The organism is Gimesia aquarii, from assembly GCF_007748195.1.
Classification (GTDB): Bacteria; Planctomycetota; Planctomycetia; order Planctomycetales; family Planctomycetaceae; genus Gimesia; species Gimesia aquarii.
This window is the reverse complement of the sequence record NZ_CP037920.1, coordinates 5,152,554-5,169,777: the sequence shown is the minus strand read 5'-3', so window position 1 is coordinate 5,169,777 and position 17,224 is coordinate 5,152,554. Positions and strand designations below refer to the sequence as shown.

The window sequence follows — 17,224 nt, the reverse complement described above, 5'->3', positions numbered from 1 at the left end:
TCCTGGTTCTGACAAGATGCTTTTGAATTTCGACATTTACAATGGAGACAAGTCTGGTCGAATCATTTTTTCAAGTAGCTTTTTAGTTTTCCTTCGATGTCAGTGACGTTTGACGACGGCGTATCCATTTTTCAAAACCAACAACACAGTATGCGGTAACACCGACAGAAATAATCCAACCCCACCAGTTCCAGCCGATAGGAGTACTGTGAAAGAGACGGTTCATAGACGGGGCATAAGTGTAAAGCAATTGCAGCACGATCATGATGGCCGCTCCACCAACAACCCAGAGATTACTAAACAGACCGAGTTGGAACATCGATCTTGTCAGACTGCGGCAATTGAACAGATAGAAGAGTTCGACCATGACAAACACATTCACGGCAATGGTCCGTGCCTCTTCAATACTAGAACCACTTAATAAAGCCCACTCAAACAGCCCAAACGCGCCGAGGAGTAATAAAGTTCCGACTAGAAAAATACGTCCAATGAGTTCACTAGTGAGTAAGGGGGTGCCAGGATCTCGGGGAGGACGCTGCATGATATCTTCTTCTTTGGGCTCAAATGCCAGCATCAATCCCAATAAAACCGCTGTTGTCATATTGATCCACAGAATCTGAACGGGCAGGATTGGTAAGGTGACTCCCAGAAAAACTGCTGCCAGAATGACTAAACCTTCCCCCAGATTTGTCGGTAATGTCCAGACGATAAATTTCGTCAGGTTGTCGAAAACACCACGTCCTTCTTCGACAGCAGCTTCAATGGAAGCGAAATTATCATCGGTCAAAACCATGTCGGCAGCTTCTTTTGCGACTTCCGTGCCACCCACGCCCATCGCGACTCCAATGTCTGCCTGTTTCAGTGCTGGTGCGTCATTTACCCCATCTCCTGTCATTGCCACGATCTGTTTCTGAGCTTGAAGAGCACGGACCAAACGCAGTTTTTCTTCTGGAGTCACGCGCGCAAATACCGCACTGGTTTCTGCAACACTAATCAGATCCCGATCGGAGATCTTAGTTAGCTCTTTCCCCGAAACGACCTTGGGAGGAATATCGCTTTGTGTCGCCATGCCATCCAAACCTACTTGTTGAGCGATCGCGGCAGCAGTCAAAGCGTGATCGCCGGTAATCATCTTTACGCGGACACCAGCTGTCTGACATGCTTTTACTGCAGCAATTGCTTCAGCCCGAGGCGGGTCGATCATTCCTTGAAGTCCGAGAAACGTTAAGTTACTCACATTCGCATGGGACAGTCGATTTGTGTCGGGTGTGCCACGTTCAATCTCACCTCGCGCAAACGCAAGCACGCGCAATCCTTGAGTAGCTAATTGATCAAACTCATGTTGAATTTTCTCAAGCGGAAGTGGAACGCATTCACCAGAGGCATTTAAAGCCGAGGTACACTTGGACAAGATGACCTCCATAGCCCCTTTGACATAGATACGTCCTGGTGACTCTGTTCCCATTTCATGAAGTGTGGCCATGTATTGGTATTCAGATTCGAACGGAATGACATCGATTCGAGGTATTCCAGTTATTAGTTCGTCGTTGTCTAAGCCGGCTTTGGCAGCGGAGGTCAGCAGAGCGCCTTCTGTTGGATCGCCTTGGACTTCCCAACGTGCCTCCTTTTTGACCAATCTTGAATCGTTGCATAAGAGTCCTGCTAGCAGACACTCGCGCGCCGCGACATTCAAGTCATGGTTAGACTCATTTCCACTAACGTGAATGGTTCCTGAAGCGGCATAGCCCACACCGGTCACATCATATTGTTCACCTCCTGCCCAGATCGCTCGGACTGTCATCTGGTTTTCAGTCAGCGTTCCTGTTTTATCCGAGCAGATAATTGTGGTGCTTCCCAGCGTTTCAACCGCTGGTAGCCGACGAATAATGGCCCGACGTCGTGCCATTCGCGCTACACCAATTGCCAAAGTGATGGTGACTGCTGCGGGCAGTCCCTCGGGAATTGCTCCTACCGCTAATGCTACAGCGGCCATAAACATGACGTAGGCAGATTCGCCCCGTATTACTCCAATCCCAAACGTGATGGCAGCCAGGATGAGAATCACCACTAACAGCACCTGGCTGAACCAGGTTACCTTTCGGGTCAGGGGAGTTTGTAAAATGTCGGCCTCTGAAATCAATTCGGAAATGCGGCCCACTTCGGTATGGCTTCCAGTCGCGAATATCACACCTCGTCCCTGGCCATAAGTGACAAGGGTTGAAGAATACGCCATATTTTGACGCTCGGCGAGTGGTGTGTTCGGTTGATATACCTGAGAGTGTTTCTCGACGGGTACCGATTCTCCCGTCAACGCCGATTCGTCAATCTGTAAGTCGCGTGTCTCAATCAGTCTTAAGTCCGCGGGGACCTTATCACCAGATTGCAAGAGCACTATATCGCCTGGAACAAGCTCTGTGGATGGTACATTGCGTGTTTCACCGGCCCGAACAACGGTTGCATCTGTCGTAACTGTGTTGGCGAGAGCTTCCAGTGCCTTGGCTGCTTTGGACTCCTGTAAATATCCAATCAAAGCATTCACCAGTACGACACCAAAAATGACTCCGGAATCAACCCACTCCTGTAACAACCCGGTGATGGTGCCTGCGGCAATTAGGATGTATACCAGTGGTTGATGAAACTGTAGTAGTAATCGTTTTAAAGGACCCGAACCAGTCTGTGTGGGGATTGTGTTGGGACCAAAACGTTTTTGACGTGCCTCAATTTCAAATTCGTCCAGACCTTTTTGCGAATCAACATCCAGTAATTGAACGGCTTCGTCTACTGAAACATGATGTAAGTGCTTTTTGATTAGTGTCTCCATGCTGCATCCCTCACTCAACGTCCGTACTGAGTCATTCAGACTCATTCCATTCCGCCTCCAGCGCGAAAAACCTATATCCTATCGATATCTTAATCTAATCAACGTGATTTATATGCATTCGGCGCACCAGCAGGCACAAAGATAAAGCATCAACGAAGCGTAGATAAAATCTACGTGATGATATCAGGTGCTTCGTGTCACCTGGAATCCTGCTTCAATACTGCGGAGCTCACATATCCTGTTTAGCCAGAGTGAATGCGTATTTTAAGCGAATAGAAGCGAGAAGGTTATGGTGCTCTCAAGCGCAGGCCACAAAAAGGGAATGTTTGATAAAGTTTGCTGTAAATTCAGAGTGGAATTTGATCTGAAGAGTTATTCTACATTTGATTCAACAGAGTCTGAGCGGCGGATACAGTAAATGAGAGGCGTTCTATATTAAAGCTATTTTCAGATGCTTAACGACGGTTTGTTTTTTTCTTTGCTGCATCGGCTTCCTGTACATTGACGGGGATCGGTACCACTTTCAGCTTAATTTCTGACTCGTCAGCGATTTTCAGGACATCACGGCAGTATTCGTGGCAGCTGATACACGTTGTCAGTGATTGCATGTATGTAAAAGCGGCTCCGTCGAGATTTTCTTCCTTGGCCATTTTTGCAAGTTTTTGTGACTGCCTGCGTAGTTCAGTACGATGGTGGGCATAAATGCGATCGCTGTGTGAAGCCCAGGCGGTGGCACTACAGATGCGGTCCAATTCGTTGGCACCACGGAGAATTTGTTCAAAATCTTTGGTAACTAATCCATTGGTGATTTTCTGAGTGCTGGCAAGCTTGGCAAGCATCAAAGCAGATTGTTGGTCACCTTGATCTGGTTCCGACTTACGATTTTCTCCTGATGCGAATGCGGCTCCAAATACGAAAATAGCGATTCCTGTTATCAATAACCATCGATGCATCATATTCGTTCCTTGAATAGCACGTTATGTCACCCCCCCCCCCGATTCAGGATAATTTTTTCATTCGCTGAGTGTAGTTTTGATACAGCTGAGGGTGTTTTTTTCAACTTTACTTGATCGATAAAATCCGCCTAATACTTCATATCGGCCGCAGTGAGCAGATTTCTGTAATAAATACACAACTATGATTCAAGTATTCCGATTACTTCCATTTTCGGTTTACGTGTCCAGAGAGAAACTCTCTCTAAAACAGTCTTCGGTAAACAACCCAAAATATGTGATTTTCAGACTTTACCACTGCGGGGCACTACATAAAATCAAATGTTAGAATGTTTTGATACTTGTGAGAGAGTCTCACGTGATAATTTAACTCCACAGAGGTAGTAGCCATGTTTGATTCTCAAATCATGATTCTCCAATTCAGGAGAATGGTAAGTATCATTGCGGTTTTGGCTTGTTGGTTTTCTCCATCTTTCGTCTTTGCAGAAAACGATTGGTCACCTCATCTCAATCATTGGTTGAATCAGAATCAAATTACTCATGTTTCCATTCCACAGAATCGAAAATTTGATGAGCAATACAATTTTCTTATCCTGGTTTGGCAGTACAAAACACGTGCAACAAACGATAGAGATCTTTACAAAAAAATTCATCTCAATGGTTGGCACATTGATTATGGTGAAGGCAAGCAAAAACTTGCAGCGTGGGGAGCCCAACAGGAGTGGCCGTATTATGTCGATCATGCCGCCGGTAAGGGGATCTTGCATCTGACACCACGTTCCGGACTCAGTTCAATTCCGAAATCAGGCGCACCCTCACCGCGACCCTGGTCTTTTGCCGATCCCAAAACATTTCAGGAGTTGACTCGTCGGATTGATGCGAACATACCGCCCATTCTGAATGGGCCCGTTGCCGCCATCGCATTAGATGATGAAGTCTCGTTAGGCAGTTTTAATTCGCCGTTGGAAGTCGATTATTCACCTCAAGCCATTGCCGCGTTTCGCAAATGGTTGAAATCTCAGTATTCTTCCAATTCAGCCTGGCAACGTGCATGGCAGTTACCAGCGGTATCTGAATCAGCAAAACTTACTTCTGCTCAGCCGGTGACTTATGAGAAAGTCCGGCAGCAGCTCAAAAATTTACCACCGAGCAAATGGCGACTGGCACCCTGGCTTGACTTTCGAACATTTATGGATCAGATGCATGCGGAAACCTTCGCTGCCTCGGTCCAACATGTGCGCAGCCATGCCCCCACAGTACCGATTGGTGTAGTGGGTGGACAACAACCATCGGCGTATGGCGGATTTGACTACAGCCTACTGCGCCATTCTGTGCAATGGATGGAAGCATATGACATTGGTGGTACAAACGAACTTTTACGCAGCTTTTGGGCTGATACGCCACGGCGGTATCAGATGCAAACCTATTTTGCTTCTGGCAATATAGCCCGAGATCAATGGTTTTTGTGGTACTATCTAGCTCATGGCAATCGTGGAGTGATCGCCTGGCCCGACTCGGGAGGTAAGCCCTGGTTTAATGCCGGGAAAATCAATCCTGCGGTCGAAAAGTTAAGTAACACATTTGCCGCGGTCCAGGCAGATTCCTTGCAGGTTTTAGCTGCGCCGCAAACCGAACCCGTTTTTTCCCCAATTGCGTTGCTCTATTCTCATCCGAGTGTCCAGGTTGGTTGGGCCATTGATGCGACGACCCACGGTAAAACCTGGCCGAGGCGTTCATCCAGTCTTGACAATTCTTGCTTATCGAGTGGAAAGAATCGTGTCGCCTGGACACGTCTTCTCGAAGACCTGGGACATCAACCACGTTGGATCGATACACAGGAACTACGCGCCGGTGAGCTGCAAAGCAGGGGGATCAAACTTTTGATTTTACCACAAGCGTTTGCTTTAAGCAGTGAAGAATGTCAGGCGATCAAAGCATTCGTCAAGAGTGGAGGCGCTGTCATCGCAGATTATGCTCCTGCAATAACCGATCAACACGGAAGTGGATATCTGACTCCTCCCCTGGATCAACTCTTCGGACTCAAACGTGTATCAAAGTCGGGTTGGTTTGATGGAAATCGACGATTCGAAGTAGATGGCGAGCGCTATCGCCGACCTTTTGCAGAACGTTTGCCTCAAGAAAACTGCCTGCTCGATTCTAATATGCCAATTGTCGAACGAAGTCTTTCCGGAACTCGTTTTGAACATCAACTTGGTAGCGGACGTACGCTTTATTTAAATCTTTCTCCCACTGGCTATTTTGATCAATCTTTGCGTGGAGCCGACTTCGGTAATCACTGGAGAAAATGGATTGGTGACTGGATTGCCAAAGAGGGGATTCAGGAGCCTGTGCGTGTCACTCGAGAAGATCAACGGGAGCATGGCGTTGAATTGTTACGTTATCGAACCAAAGACCAAACAGAAATTTGGGCCATTGTTGCGAATCCCACACGTCAGGCTAGTGTCGATGGACCGGGCAGTGGTATCGCTTTGTCTTCACAGAACATTCCGCTCCGTATTGAAACAACTTTGCCAATCTCTGGGTGTCGAAATCTTCGCACAGGTAAATCTTTGGGAACTAAATTTCCATTGCAAATCGAGTTGCCCGGTAGCGAAGCAATCGTGTTGGAAGTGACGATTAAACCTTAAGGAAATCATAGTTTCCTTTTTTAATATGGAGGCAGATTAGTAACTCGTTCTTGTTAAGAAACCGTCCTGTTTTAAAACATAGTGATCTGTGAATTAGATCAAATTTGGTTCAGGTATCGATGAACACAGGTGACGGCAAGAGAGCCGTCGCCGACTGCGAAGCCACATCGCTTGGTTGTACCAGAGCGCACATCACCAGCAGCGAGGATTCCCGGACATGTTGTTTCGAGATCACATGGGGTTCTGTCTTGCGTCCAGAATTCGTCATTATGAATCGCAGAACCAGTTAACACAAAGCCTTTTTCGTCACGACGAACAGATTCAGGGAGCCAGTCGGTATGAGGACGCGCACCAATAAAAATAAATACTCCTGTACAATCAAGTTGGTCTTCGGCTTCCGTTTTGTTGTTCCTTACCAGAACGGACTCAACATATTGGTCTCCGTTGATCCCACTGATTTCCGTATTGGGAATCACTTCAATACCTTTATGTTTGAGAATGCGGTTGCACAGGTAGGAAGACATTCCTTTTCCCAACTCATCGCCCCGAATCAGCATCTTGACATGACTGGCATGGTCGGCAAGGAACATGGCGGCCTGACCTGCAGAATTGCCACTACCTACAATGATTGCGGTAGAGTCGCGACACACGCGTGCTTCTACTGATGTTGCGGCATAATAAACTCCGGCACCTTCAAGTCGACGACATCCTTCAAGATCAAGTTGTCGATACGTCACACCTGTCGCTGCCAGAACACACTTGGCTCTGGCTGTTTGTCCGGTACAGAGATCGAGCAGGTGATCGCCGTTTTCATCCTGCCGAATTGTTTTCACAGAGACCGGTGATGTGAATTGTGCTCCAAATTTCAGGGCTTGCAAGTACCCGCGGTTTGCCAGCTCCGCACCACTGAGACCTGAAGGAAAACCGATGAAATTTTCAATCTTGGAACTGCCTCCCGCTTGACCACCCGGACCAATGCTATCAATTACGAGTGTTTTGATTCCTTCAGAAGCGGCATATACCGCTGCAGCTAAACCAGCCGGTCCAGCACCGACAATCACAAAATCATAAGGCTCTGTTTCGACTTCCCGCGAAATACCAAGACATTCCGCGATCTTGATGATAGATGGTTTTTTCGCGACGTGCCCGCTGCAAGCCACAACTGGGACATCTTCGATGGTCGCATCCAATTGGCACAACTGTTGATGGCCTTCCTCTTCCGCGACATCAAAGAACGTATGAGGTACATGATTCTTGTAAAAGAATTCTCGAATTTTGGCAGTCTCCTTCGACTGTGCCGTTCCAATGACACGGGTGCCAAGAAACTCTGAAGCTTCCAGCATACGACGTCGCATTTGAAAGGCTTCGAGTAATAGTTCGCTCAAGTCGGGAATTTCATTAAGCAAACGCCTTACCTTAGTCGCATTGATGATGTATGCCTGTGTTTTGCATTTCGCAATCGCTGAGATGACGGCAGGTCTACCTGTCAGAATATCTACATCTCCGATGAACCCACCGGGACCATGGGTCACCACTTCTCGCGTTTGGCCAGTTGTCGTATCTACGATTGAGACTTCACCGGAGACAACCAAACAGAATGGATACTCCTTTTGACCAATTTCGATTAAAGGTTGTCCATTTTCGAACGTCTCCAGTGTTCCCAATTCGCCAACCTGATGCATAACTTCGTCAGACAACTTGGGAAACGCAATTTCTTCGGCATTTTGGTAAGTCATGACTAATGACGTCCTCTTATTAGATCGTTTTATTAAGGCAAATAAGGCCAGTAAGTTAGTTTGTTGTTGTGATGAGCGACGAATCGAACTTCGCCGTCTTGAGAGACAACGACGGCAATGGCATCTTGCAAGCCACAGACCAGTCGATAAGCAGAACGATGTCGGGTGCCCGACGAATCTGCTCTTTCAATAACAGACCGTTCTGCTTCTAGGTCTAGTGCGCGGTGAATTGTTGCCGTGTGTGAATCACCGAGTATCTCTCCGCCAAAACCAATCAATCGAAAACTACGGTCAAGCACGAGTGATCCGTCGATATTCATCAAGTCAGTGAAGAAGTGTCCGAGTTCGATTAATGCTTTGTCAAGTTCAGCCAATTCAGCATCCTGCATTTGAAGGTAATCATACCAGGTGACAACCTCAAGCCCGCGTGCTTGTCCGACTTCTCGTCCTCGCTTCATCAGGCTTAACATCAGGCGGCGGAATCGATTGATCGAGTCATCCTGCTCAAATCGTACTCGAAAACGAAACCACTGGTCTAACAGCGGACTGTCATTTTTCTCCTCAGGCAGATACACCAGCATTCCACCATGGCCTCGGTTACGAACAAGACGCAGGATTCGTCGCACTACACTTTGCGCGATATCTTTCACAAACGATTCGCACATCCGTGTGTTGCTCTTTTCAGAATCAGGAATGAGTTCGTCTAATTCTGCCAACAGCGACGTACGAACGGAGCCGAATTTCTGAGGTAACCAATTTGAACGAAATGGATCAAAACCATCGGTTAATAATTTGCCGCTCAGAGACTCTAAGATTCGAGCATTCCCTGCTGCTACGATGATATGACCGGGGCCCAGGCATTGGATCACAAGACGTTCTGGTAGTAATGAATGACGGATCCGGTCGTCTTCCAATTGATTGATCCAGGTTGTCCCGGTGACGATCATTCCCCAAATCGACATTGCGCCCTCAGCAGAGACGTCAACGGCCAGCAGTGCGCGATAGTATCCAGCAGCTGCTGCAAGTTTCCTCAACTCGTGAGGCGTGAACTCGCAAGGTTCCGTAAATCGCAGCACATGTAATTGGCTGTCGCCTACAGCAAGTTCGTTAGCAAAGTCGCTCGCCGGTGCAACGATAATGCGGCATCGTACTGCGTTACCTTCTTCACGGAGTAAACTCGCCTGATACATCGTGTCGAGTAAAGCGGCAATATTTTTTTGTGATGGTAAGTCTTCAGGCGGATACATTGCTTCTTGCCAGCGATCCACAAGCGCTTTCGCCATCACATCGGGATACGCAGACAGTTCATGCTCCATCATGATTCACTCCATTCGGTAGATATTTAGCCACGTAGCTCAGCTGTCCTTGTGTCGTCAGCACACCTCGAAGATGATTGATATGCCGTTCGAATTAGCAAATAGTCACTTCTGACTGTGAGATGGAGTACTCATCAATTTCATAATAGCACTTTGGCCTGACCAGGCAAGTCTTGGATCAAATTGAGGTGTTCGAGTTGAGATGGTTAATCCCAAGATGAGAATCAACCATTCTTAATCTGAGGTCATCAAATCTCTTTAAAAAAACTTGCGTAAACTGAATCAGTCGGAGGTTTGAAAACGTTTTCAGAATTGAGTGATGCAATTGAAATAAGTGTGATGATCACCAAAGTCTGGATCCTGAACGGGTCGATTTTTTGAAGTGTGAAAACAAATTATTCAATAAACTGGTTAAATTCTCTCATTATCAATCGTTGATTTTTCTGACGATTTTCCTGTTTCACCATTTATTTCAATGAAATAAATGGTATATTGATTCGGAAATTTCATTCAGGAGAAGTTATGCAAGTCACTGTGAAAGATGTTGCTAAGGCAGCCGAAGTTTCGATAGGCACTGTCAGTCGTGTGTTGGCTGGTGAGCCAAATGTTTCAGCTGAAACGACAGAACGTGTCATGAAAGTCATCAAAAAACTCAATTATACCCGCTTGCGTCGGCGAAAATCCTTGCCTGAAGGCAAGCGTTTACTCAGAAGAAACATAGCAATGCTTCTGCTTGGGATGGATCGTTCGTTGGCCTCGTTACCATCAGTGGCAAGTGGGATTCACGGTACAGAATCAGCTCTGGCTGAAGAGGGAGCGAATGTACTTTTGGCAGATCTTCCTTTGGTAGATCGATTACCGGATGTTCTCTCTCGGAAACAGGTGCATGGGATACTGGCAAAAGGCGCGCTTCAGACGGAGTTGATTTCGAACGCCGATCAAAAATTGATTCAGCGTCTACGCGAAATCCCTACTGTCTGGTTTTTGGGACGTCCTCAAAAAGCAGACTGGGGAGATGTGGTCGAGTCGAATGATTCTGAAATCGGTCGTCTGGCGGCTGAATATCTGCTTTCGCGAGGACATCAACGAATTGCCATTCTTGATCCTAAACCAAATCATGTGACACTTGGTCAACGTTGTGCGAGTTTCACATGGCATGCCACTCAGGGAGGTGCGACACTTGAAAACATTTTCGGTAAAGATGCCGACTGGGGTCTACCTCTCAAATCAGTTGAGGATGTTGAACTGGTAGACAGGCTGGTAGGTCGTTTATTGAAACTGAAGCGTCAACCGACTGCAGTGTTTGTTCCCGCCGATTCCATTGCGGCACTTGTTTACCGCGCCTGCACGCGACGTGGTTTATTGATTGGGAAAGATTTGAGTCTGATTTCCTGTAATAATGAAGTACCACTGTTAACCGGCCTTTATCCTGAGGTGACTACCATTGATATCTGTGCAGAGCAGATCGGCCGTCAGGCAGTGGAACAGCTTATCTGGCGCATGGCTCACCCTGAGACACCTGCTGTGAATGTTTCTGTCCAACCACGTTTGGTGGAAGGGATGTCTGTCACTGATCTGACATAGAGAATGAAACCTTGTTACTTTACCTCATCGACACTCCTGGAACTGCTTTATGTTTTACCACTTTCTGACACGTTACGTGATTGCTTGCACTTCGTTATTTAGTTGTGCAGCGGTAATTGCTGAAGAAACCGATTTATTACCAGTCGTTCCTGAAGGTTTTGTGGTTGAGGTTGTTGCCAAAGAGCCAGCTGTCAGAAATCCTTGTGTGATGGCATTTGACCGACTTGGTCGGATTTTTGTAGGACAGGGGCCGCAGTGGCGCGCACCATCACCAGAATCTCCCGGTGATCATATCGATATTCTGATCGATGATAATCAGGATGGCACCATAGACCGCACGAAGCGCTTCGCAGAAGGATTCAATTGCATTCAGGGTCTTGCATGGAAAGGCCGTGATTTATGGGTTGCAAACGCCCCTGATCTCACAATCGTACGCGACCTGGATGGTGATGATGAAGCTGACGAGTATGTCCGCGTCTATACAGGACTGGGAAATCTGGAACATGCACTACATGGTTTGAACTTTGGCCCGGATGGAAAACTCTATATGTCCAAGGGGAATTCCAAAGGGTATAACCGGCTTGATCAACTCGCTCCCAAAGCATTTCGTGAGCTGTGGGGTCTACCCTCACCAGAAGGTGCTCCAGACTACACAACCATTGAGGTTTTCAAGAAAGGAGAATACCAAAAAAAATATCATACGCCTGCTGACGACTGGGGCCAACAGGGAGGCATTTTGCGGTGTGATCCGGACGGCCGCAATCTGGAGATTGTATCACGCGGGTTCCGTAATCCGTGGGATATTACATTTGACGATGGATTTGACTGGCTTGGTACCGATAATGATCAGACACACGGAGATAAAATATTCGCTCCCTTTCATGGTGCTCATTTCGGTTGGGGGCACCCGTGGAGTTATCATTGGACTGGTGTAGGGCACCTACCCACAGTTCCCGCCAGTAGCCCATTATTTGAAGGATCGGGAAGCGGTGTCATTCACTATCATGCGAAGCACTTTCCGGTTGAATACCAAAACGTTTTTTTTGTTAATGACTGGATGCGTCGCGAAGTCTATCTGTTCCGCCCTCAATGGGATGGGGCGTTGATGAGAGCAAAAGGGAAATCTCCCACTGTATTTGCACATGCTGAAGGAGGTCGTTCTTTACCGAGTAGTTCAGGTCGTGTCTTCGATCCTACGGATATCGAAGTAGGGCCAGATGGTGCGCTCTATATTTTGAGTTGGGGACATGCCTATGGCGCAACCATCAAAGCTGGCAAGCAGGTCGATGTCGGCCGTGTTTATCGAATTCGATATAAGACAAACCCGCTGATTGAGTGGAAGCAAAAACATCGCCTGAAGCCACTGGCAGAATGGTCACATGATGAATTGTTCGAAGATCTCGCATCACACCTTCCTGCCTGGAGAACTGACGCACAAGCAGAGTTCATCCGCCGTGGTGTAGAATCTCAATCTTATCTGTTAGCCAGGTTGAATGAAGGTCATCTCACCAGAGCAGAGCAAACATGGGCATTGTGGACACTGGGGAGACTCTCCCCGGATGACCCATCCATTGAACAATTTTTGTCTGCTTTGGCAGGTAATGCGAATGCTTCGGAAAACATGCGAATTCAAGCCTTGCGGATTCTTGCATTTCGTGTTCGTCAATTTGGCAAGCAAAGGCAATTACCGAATATTGTCAAGGAACAGCTCTCAGTAACGCAGCCGAGACTGCGACACGAAGTGGTTCAAGCGATCTGGCAGGCAAATCAAACTCAATGGGTCCCCCAATTGCTGGATCAATTAAAGCGAGAAAAAGATCGCGTGATATTTTATTCCCTCTGGAACGCATTGAGAGAACTCAGTAGTCCTGAAGCTCGTAAAGCATGGATAGACAATTCGCATGCTAATGTCCGATTGGGAGCACTTCTGGGACTGTTTCAAGATGATGCCATCACAGCCGAAGAGGTGTTTGCTTATCGAACCGATCATGATAAACGCGTTTCAGATTTAGTGGAAAGTTGGCTTGTAAAAACAGGAAGTGCGAAACCCCTTGTCGAAATGAGTCCTCCGCCGGGTGAATATCACGAGCCCATCAGTGTTTCGTTGAAGACATTAATACCCGGAGGAGTGTTAACCTACACACTCGATGGCTCTAGTCCGGTTAATACTTCAACTCGTTACAGGGGGTCGATCAAAATCGATCAAACGATGACGCTGAAAGTTGCTGTGGCACAAGAGAACACTCAGGCCGGTCGCATTTCCTCAGGGAAATATCGCATTAGACATATTCCTCCTTATGAACACCGTGCATTTATTTCTGACATCAAAGTAAATAGCGGTCACCCCTATTCGATTGACTGGAGGGGATTAATGATTGGAAAGCGGCACTATACGGATCGTGATTACCGAGTCACTCAAGTTCCCGTTGAATTACGGGGGATGCCATTTCTGCAAACTGCCAATCATGATGATCGATCCAGTGGCATGGGATGGTTGAAGATGACCTCCGCTGAAGAGGTCTCAGTATTGGTGGGGGTAGATGTCCGATGTACCAGCCCACTGGCATGGATGAAAATCGGACAGATTGACGGATTTGAAGAGACTGGGCTTGAAGTGAAGACCACGGACGCTGTATTTCGTTTTTACAGAAAACGTTTTTCTGCAGGGCAAATTCAGCTGGGGGGAAATACAAATCATCCAGAGTCTGACTCAAGGCGAGGAAACTATATTGTGCTTTTCGAACGCCAATTGCTTCCATCTACTCCCGTTGCAAAATCGGTCACAGCAGATGACGTACTCGCATTAATGGGTTCTGCTGATAGCGAACGAGGCCGTGAGTTATTCCTGCATCCGCGTGGCGCAGGATGTGTGAAATGCCATCAAATGGAAGGCCGTGGCAGTGTACTTGCTCCCGACCTGTCGGATATCGGCTCACGTGCTAAGACACCTCAGGTTCTGATTGAATCGATAATTAAACCAAGCGCCGTCATTACGGAAGGATTCGCACAACAGCAAATCGCTACTGTTAATGGTAAAGTTTATAGTGGCGCAGTACTCGAAGAGTCGGGTCGGTCGTTGAAGCTGGTGAATTCAAAGGGGGAGGTCACGACCATACTCAAAGCAGAGATTGAGGAACGTGTAGGAACGAAAGTCTCTCCTATGCCGGCAGGATTTGAAAAGCTGATGACAGCTCAGCAGATTGCCGATCTCGTCTCATGGTTGATGACGCAGAAAATTGCCGGTGACCGAAAGGGATTTTCTTTTATTGATCAGCCTAATCAACTTGAGATTAATTTTGGTAAGCAACGTATTGCAACCTATCTCAAAAAGTCAAAAAAACTGACGCGCCGCGCATTGGTGAATGTGAAGACTCACCGTGGAATTCAAGTGACACGAAATTTTCCACCTCGCAGACCTGATGATATTGATCCAGGATATTCGGGTGAGCAAGGCATAATCCATCCGATCATACATCCTGGAATCTGGATTGGTTTTGGTGATGTGGATGGGAATGATTACTGGCGCTTAAAAGCGGATGTTGTTTTTGACGGTTTTATCAAACCACCAACGGGCACAAAAAAATCGGGGAATTTTATAGTCCGAAATCTCTACAAAAGTGAAGATCAATCACATTTGGTTTGTAGTGAAATCACTAAATATCACTTTGATCGAGTACCTGCTGGCATACTGCTGCGGATCGATGCCACTTTTCAGTCTGATCAACGTGATTTCTATTTTGGAGACCAGGAAGAATCCGGTTTGGCGGTTCGCGTGGCATCACCTCTCCGCGTTCAAGGAGGCAACGGATCAATTTTGAATGATCAAGGCAAAAAAAATGCGGCTGCGATGTGGGGTAAAGAAGCAAAATGGTTTGACTATTCCGGAATCATCGGAGACAGGCAAGTTGGTTTGATGGTCGTTCCCAATCCCAAAAATTTCCGGCCTTCCTGGTTGCATGCACGCGATTACGGCATCGTTGTCACAAACCCGTTTCCGAAACAGCTCAGGGAGCGGAAAGAACCCTATATAAAAACCTGGGTGAAAAAAGGTGAACCACTTCATCTCTCTTACGCCGTTTTGATCCATGACTTACCTGTAGAGAAACCGCTGGACCGCACCGCGATTTATAGCGAGATACTTGAGTATCTGAAATAACGTGGCACATCAGGAAGGGTTTTATCTTTGAAACCTCCCGGTCTCACAAAGCAAATGCAAATATTCATTCGATTGCCCTATGCTTGACCACTGACCATGTTCTATCATAGTTTTCACATTTGAAGATTTGATCTGCTGGTTTTATGTCCTGTACCCGCGTTTCAATTTTTCGGTTAAAGTCATTCGATTGAAGAGACCTATTGACTCAATTGGCAGTGAAACGATAGTTTGAATTCATTCAAATGTCTTACGTTCCATTGATTCGTTATTCTCGAGATGTCGAAGCGATTCCGTATTTAAGCAGCATTATTTGTTAACAAGGCCTTATTCACTCGAAATGACCAACCCTGCAAGTTCTTCTGAAGTAGTGCTCGATGGCGGGATGCTATCAATTGATACGGTTTACCAGGTAGGGTTAGGGCAAGTAATGCCTCGGGTCACAAATGACTCTCTGGTACTCAAACAGTTGGCCGCCAGTAAAGCTGTGGTTGATACTGCTGTTGCTGAAAACAAGCCCATCTACGGTGTGACAACTTGTTTTGGAGGAATGGCTGATGTTGCGATTCCAAATGAGTTGGTCAATGCATCACAGCGCAACTTACTCGCCTTTCTGGCAACTGCAACGGGAGAACCTGTTTCCAGTCGACATACTCGTGCTGCGATGTTGTTGCGCGCCAATGTATTGTTACAGGGAAAATCAGGCGTTCGGCGTGAAATTATTGATCGGTTAATTCGGTTCATTTGCGCAGATGCCATTCCTGTGGTTCGAGAATTAGGGTCTATTGGAGCGAGTGGTGACCTTGTCCCGCTTGCGACAATAGGTCGCGCGATTACAGGGCATTCATCGCGCTGTCAGATTTTGCTCGATGGCCAGCAAATCGATGGCCTGGCGGCGTTAAAAAAACTGGAACTGGAACCGATTGAGTTGCAAGCCAAAGAGGGGCTCGCGATTGTCAATGGAACCTCTTTTTCATCTGCGATAGCCGCCAATTGTGTCTATGAGTCGCAGACGTTGCTGGCGATGTCTTTAGCAATGCAGGCAATGATGTTACGAGCTTTGAACGTTCAACACGAGCCTTTTGCCGCGTTTGTTCATCAGAATAAACCGCATGCCGGTCAACTCTGGACAGCGAAAGTAATGCGTGAATTCCTGGGAGCTGAGTCCAAAAACGGCAATTCTACGAATTCAATTATACAAGATCGATATTCATTGCGTTGTTTGCCCCAATATTTTGGACCGATTGTAGATGGAATGGCTCATGTTTCCGAAGTCATCGCCACTGAAATGAACTCGGTGACGGACAATCCTCTCATTGATAGTGCCGAGCAGCGTTTTTATCAGAATGGGAATTTTTTGGGGCAGTATGTTGCAATCGCGATGGATGATTTGCGACGATTTCTGGGATTACTCGCCAAACATCTTGATGTGCAAATTGCACAGTTGGTATCACCAGAATTTAATCACGGATTGCCACCTTCTTTGCGCGGCGATGATTCTCGAATATACAACATGGGTTTGAAAGGACTTCAGATTACAGGCAATTCGATTATGCCGCTGCTGACCTATTTCGGCAATCCGATTACAGAACATTTTCCAACTCATGCGGAGCAGTTTAATCAAAACATTAACGGTTTAAGCTGGACTTCAGCGAATATGGCCTGGCGTTGTGTTGATCTGTTTCAGGATTATATGGCAGTTGCCAGTCTGTTCGCGATTCAAGCGGTCGACTTACGTGCCAAGCAAGAATTGGGACATTTTGATGGTCGGGCCTTATTGCAAAAACCTCTGGTGCCAATTTACGATGCCATCTATAATGCCTGTGGAGAAAAAACGGGACAAAAGCAGCCTTTCCTGGGACATGATGATGACCGTTGGTTGGAAGCAGACTTACAAATGCTTAAGCAAGGTCTGAAACCCGGCAAAGGAGTCATTTCCGCGATCAAGCCGCTTGTTGACTCGTTCAAAGCGGCTTTTGAAGTATAAATTCCAAGCACTTTTACCACAAAAAT

General features: G+C 46.9%; 8 protein-coding genes. 4 read left to right on the top strand and 4 right to left on the bottom strand.

Translation table 11 applies throughout. The features are described from left to right. Positions 1-82: 82 nt before the first annotated feature. Positions 83-2,821 carry a cation-transporting P-type ATPase gene (locus V144x_RS19865; RefSeq protein WP_144991021.1) on the bottom strand — a complete coding sequence of 913 codons (2,739 nt, stop codon included), beginning with the start codon at positions 2,819-2,821 and terminating at the stop codon, positions 83-85. 455 nt (positions 2,822-3,276) lie between these two features. Next, positions 3,277-3,777 (bottom strand): hypothetical protein, encoded by a 501-nt coding sequence (locus tag V144x_RS19860; RefSeq protein WP_144987417.1) that lies wholly within the window; start codon positions 3,775-3,777, stop codon positions 3,277-3,279. A 386-nt stretch (positions 3,778-4,163) separates the two neighbouring features. On the opposite strand from V144x_RS19860, the gene V144x_RS19855 reads away from it, so the two are divergent. Next, entirely contained in the window at positions 4,164-6,422 is a 2,259-nt protein-coding gene (locus tag V144x_RS19855; protein ID WP_144987415.1) for an alpha-amylase family protein, read from the top strand. Between the two features lie 98 nt (positions 6,423-6,520). Here V144x_RS19855 and V144x_RS19850 read toward each other — a convergent pair whose 3' ends face one another. Beyond that, on the bottom strand, positions 6,521-8,158 hold the full coding sequence (locus V144x_RS19850; protein WP_144987413.1) for an FAD-dependent oxidoreductase: 1,638 nt from the start codon (positions 8,156-8,158) through the stop codon (positions 6,521-6,523). Positions 8,159-8,190: 32 nt separating this feature from the next. Beyond that, positions 8,191-9,477 (bottom strand): putative sensor domain DACNV-containing protein, encoded by a 1,287-nt coding sequence (locus V144x_RS19845; protein WP_144987411.1) that lies wholly within the window; start codon positions 9,475-9,477, stop codon positions 8,191-8,193. A 519-nt stretch (positions 9,478-9,996) separates the two neighbouring features. On the opposite strand from V144x_RS19845, the gene V144x_RS19840 reads away from it, so the two are divergent. From V144x_RS19840 to V144x_RS19830, 3 genes are all read left to right on the top strand, one after another. Next, complete coding sequence (locus tag V144x_RS19840) at positions 9,997-11,058, top strand: LacI family DNA-binding transcriptional regulator (RefSeq protein WP_144987409.1); 1,062 nt, start codon at positions 9,997-9,999, stop codon at positions 11,056-11,058. A 49-nt stretch (positions 11,059-11,107) separates the two neighbouring features. Further along, a complete protein-coding gene (locus V144x_RS19835) occupies positions 11,108-15,214 on the top strand; it encodes a PVC-type heme-binding CxxCH protein (protein WP_144987408.1) in 4,107 nt (1,368 codons plus the stop codon). A gap of 337 nt (positions 15,215-15,551) precedes the next feature. Further along, positions 15,552-17,198: an HAL/PAL/TAL family ammonia-lyase gene (locus V144x_RS19830; protein WP_144987405.1), complete on the top strand. Its 1,647-nt coding sequence runs from the start codon at positions 15,552-15,554 to the stop codon at positions 17,196-17,198. Positions 17,199-17,224: the final 26 nt, after the last annotated feature.

Coding starts and splice junctions, on each gene's coding strand:
- V144x_RS19865 (WP_144991021.1), bottom strand. CDS start 2,821: ATGGAGACACTAATCAAAAAGCACTTACATCATGTTTCAGTAGACGAA.
- V144x_RS19860 (WP_144987417.1), bottom strand. CDS start 3,777: ATGATGCATCGATGGTTATTGATAACAGGAATCGCTATTTTCGTATTT.
- V144x_RS19855 (WP_144987415.1), top strand. CDS start 4,164: ATGTTTGATTCTCAAATCATGATTCTCCAATTCAGGAGAATGGTAAGT.
- V144x_RS19850 (WP_144987413.1), bottom strand. CDS start 8,158: ATGACTTACCAAAATGCCGAAGAAATTGCGTTTCCCAAGTTGTCTGAC.
- V144x_RS19845 (WP_144987411.1), bottom strand. CDS start 9,477: ATGATGGAGCATGAACTGTCTGCGTATCCCGATGTGATGGCGAAAGCG.
- V144x_RS19840 (WP_144987409.1), top strand. CDS start 9,997: ATGCAAGTCACTGTGAAAGATGTTGCTAAGGCAGCCGAAGTTTCGATA.
- V144x_RS19835 (WP_144987408.1), top strand. CDS start 11,108: ATGTTTTACCACTTTCTGACACGTTACGTGATTGCTTGCACTTCGTTA.
- V144x_RS19830 (WP_144987405.1), top strand. CDS start 15,552: ATGACCAACCCTGCAAGTTCTTCTGAAGTAGTGCTCGATGGCGGGATG.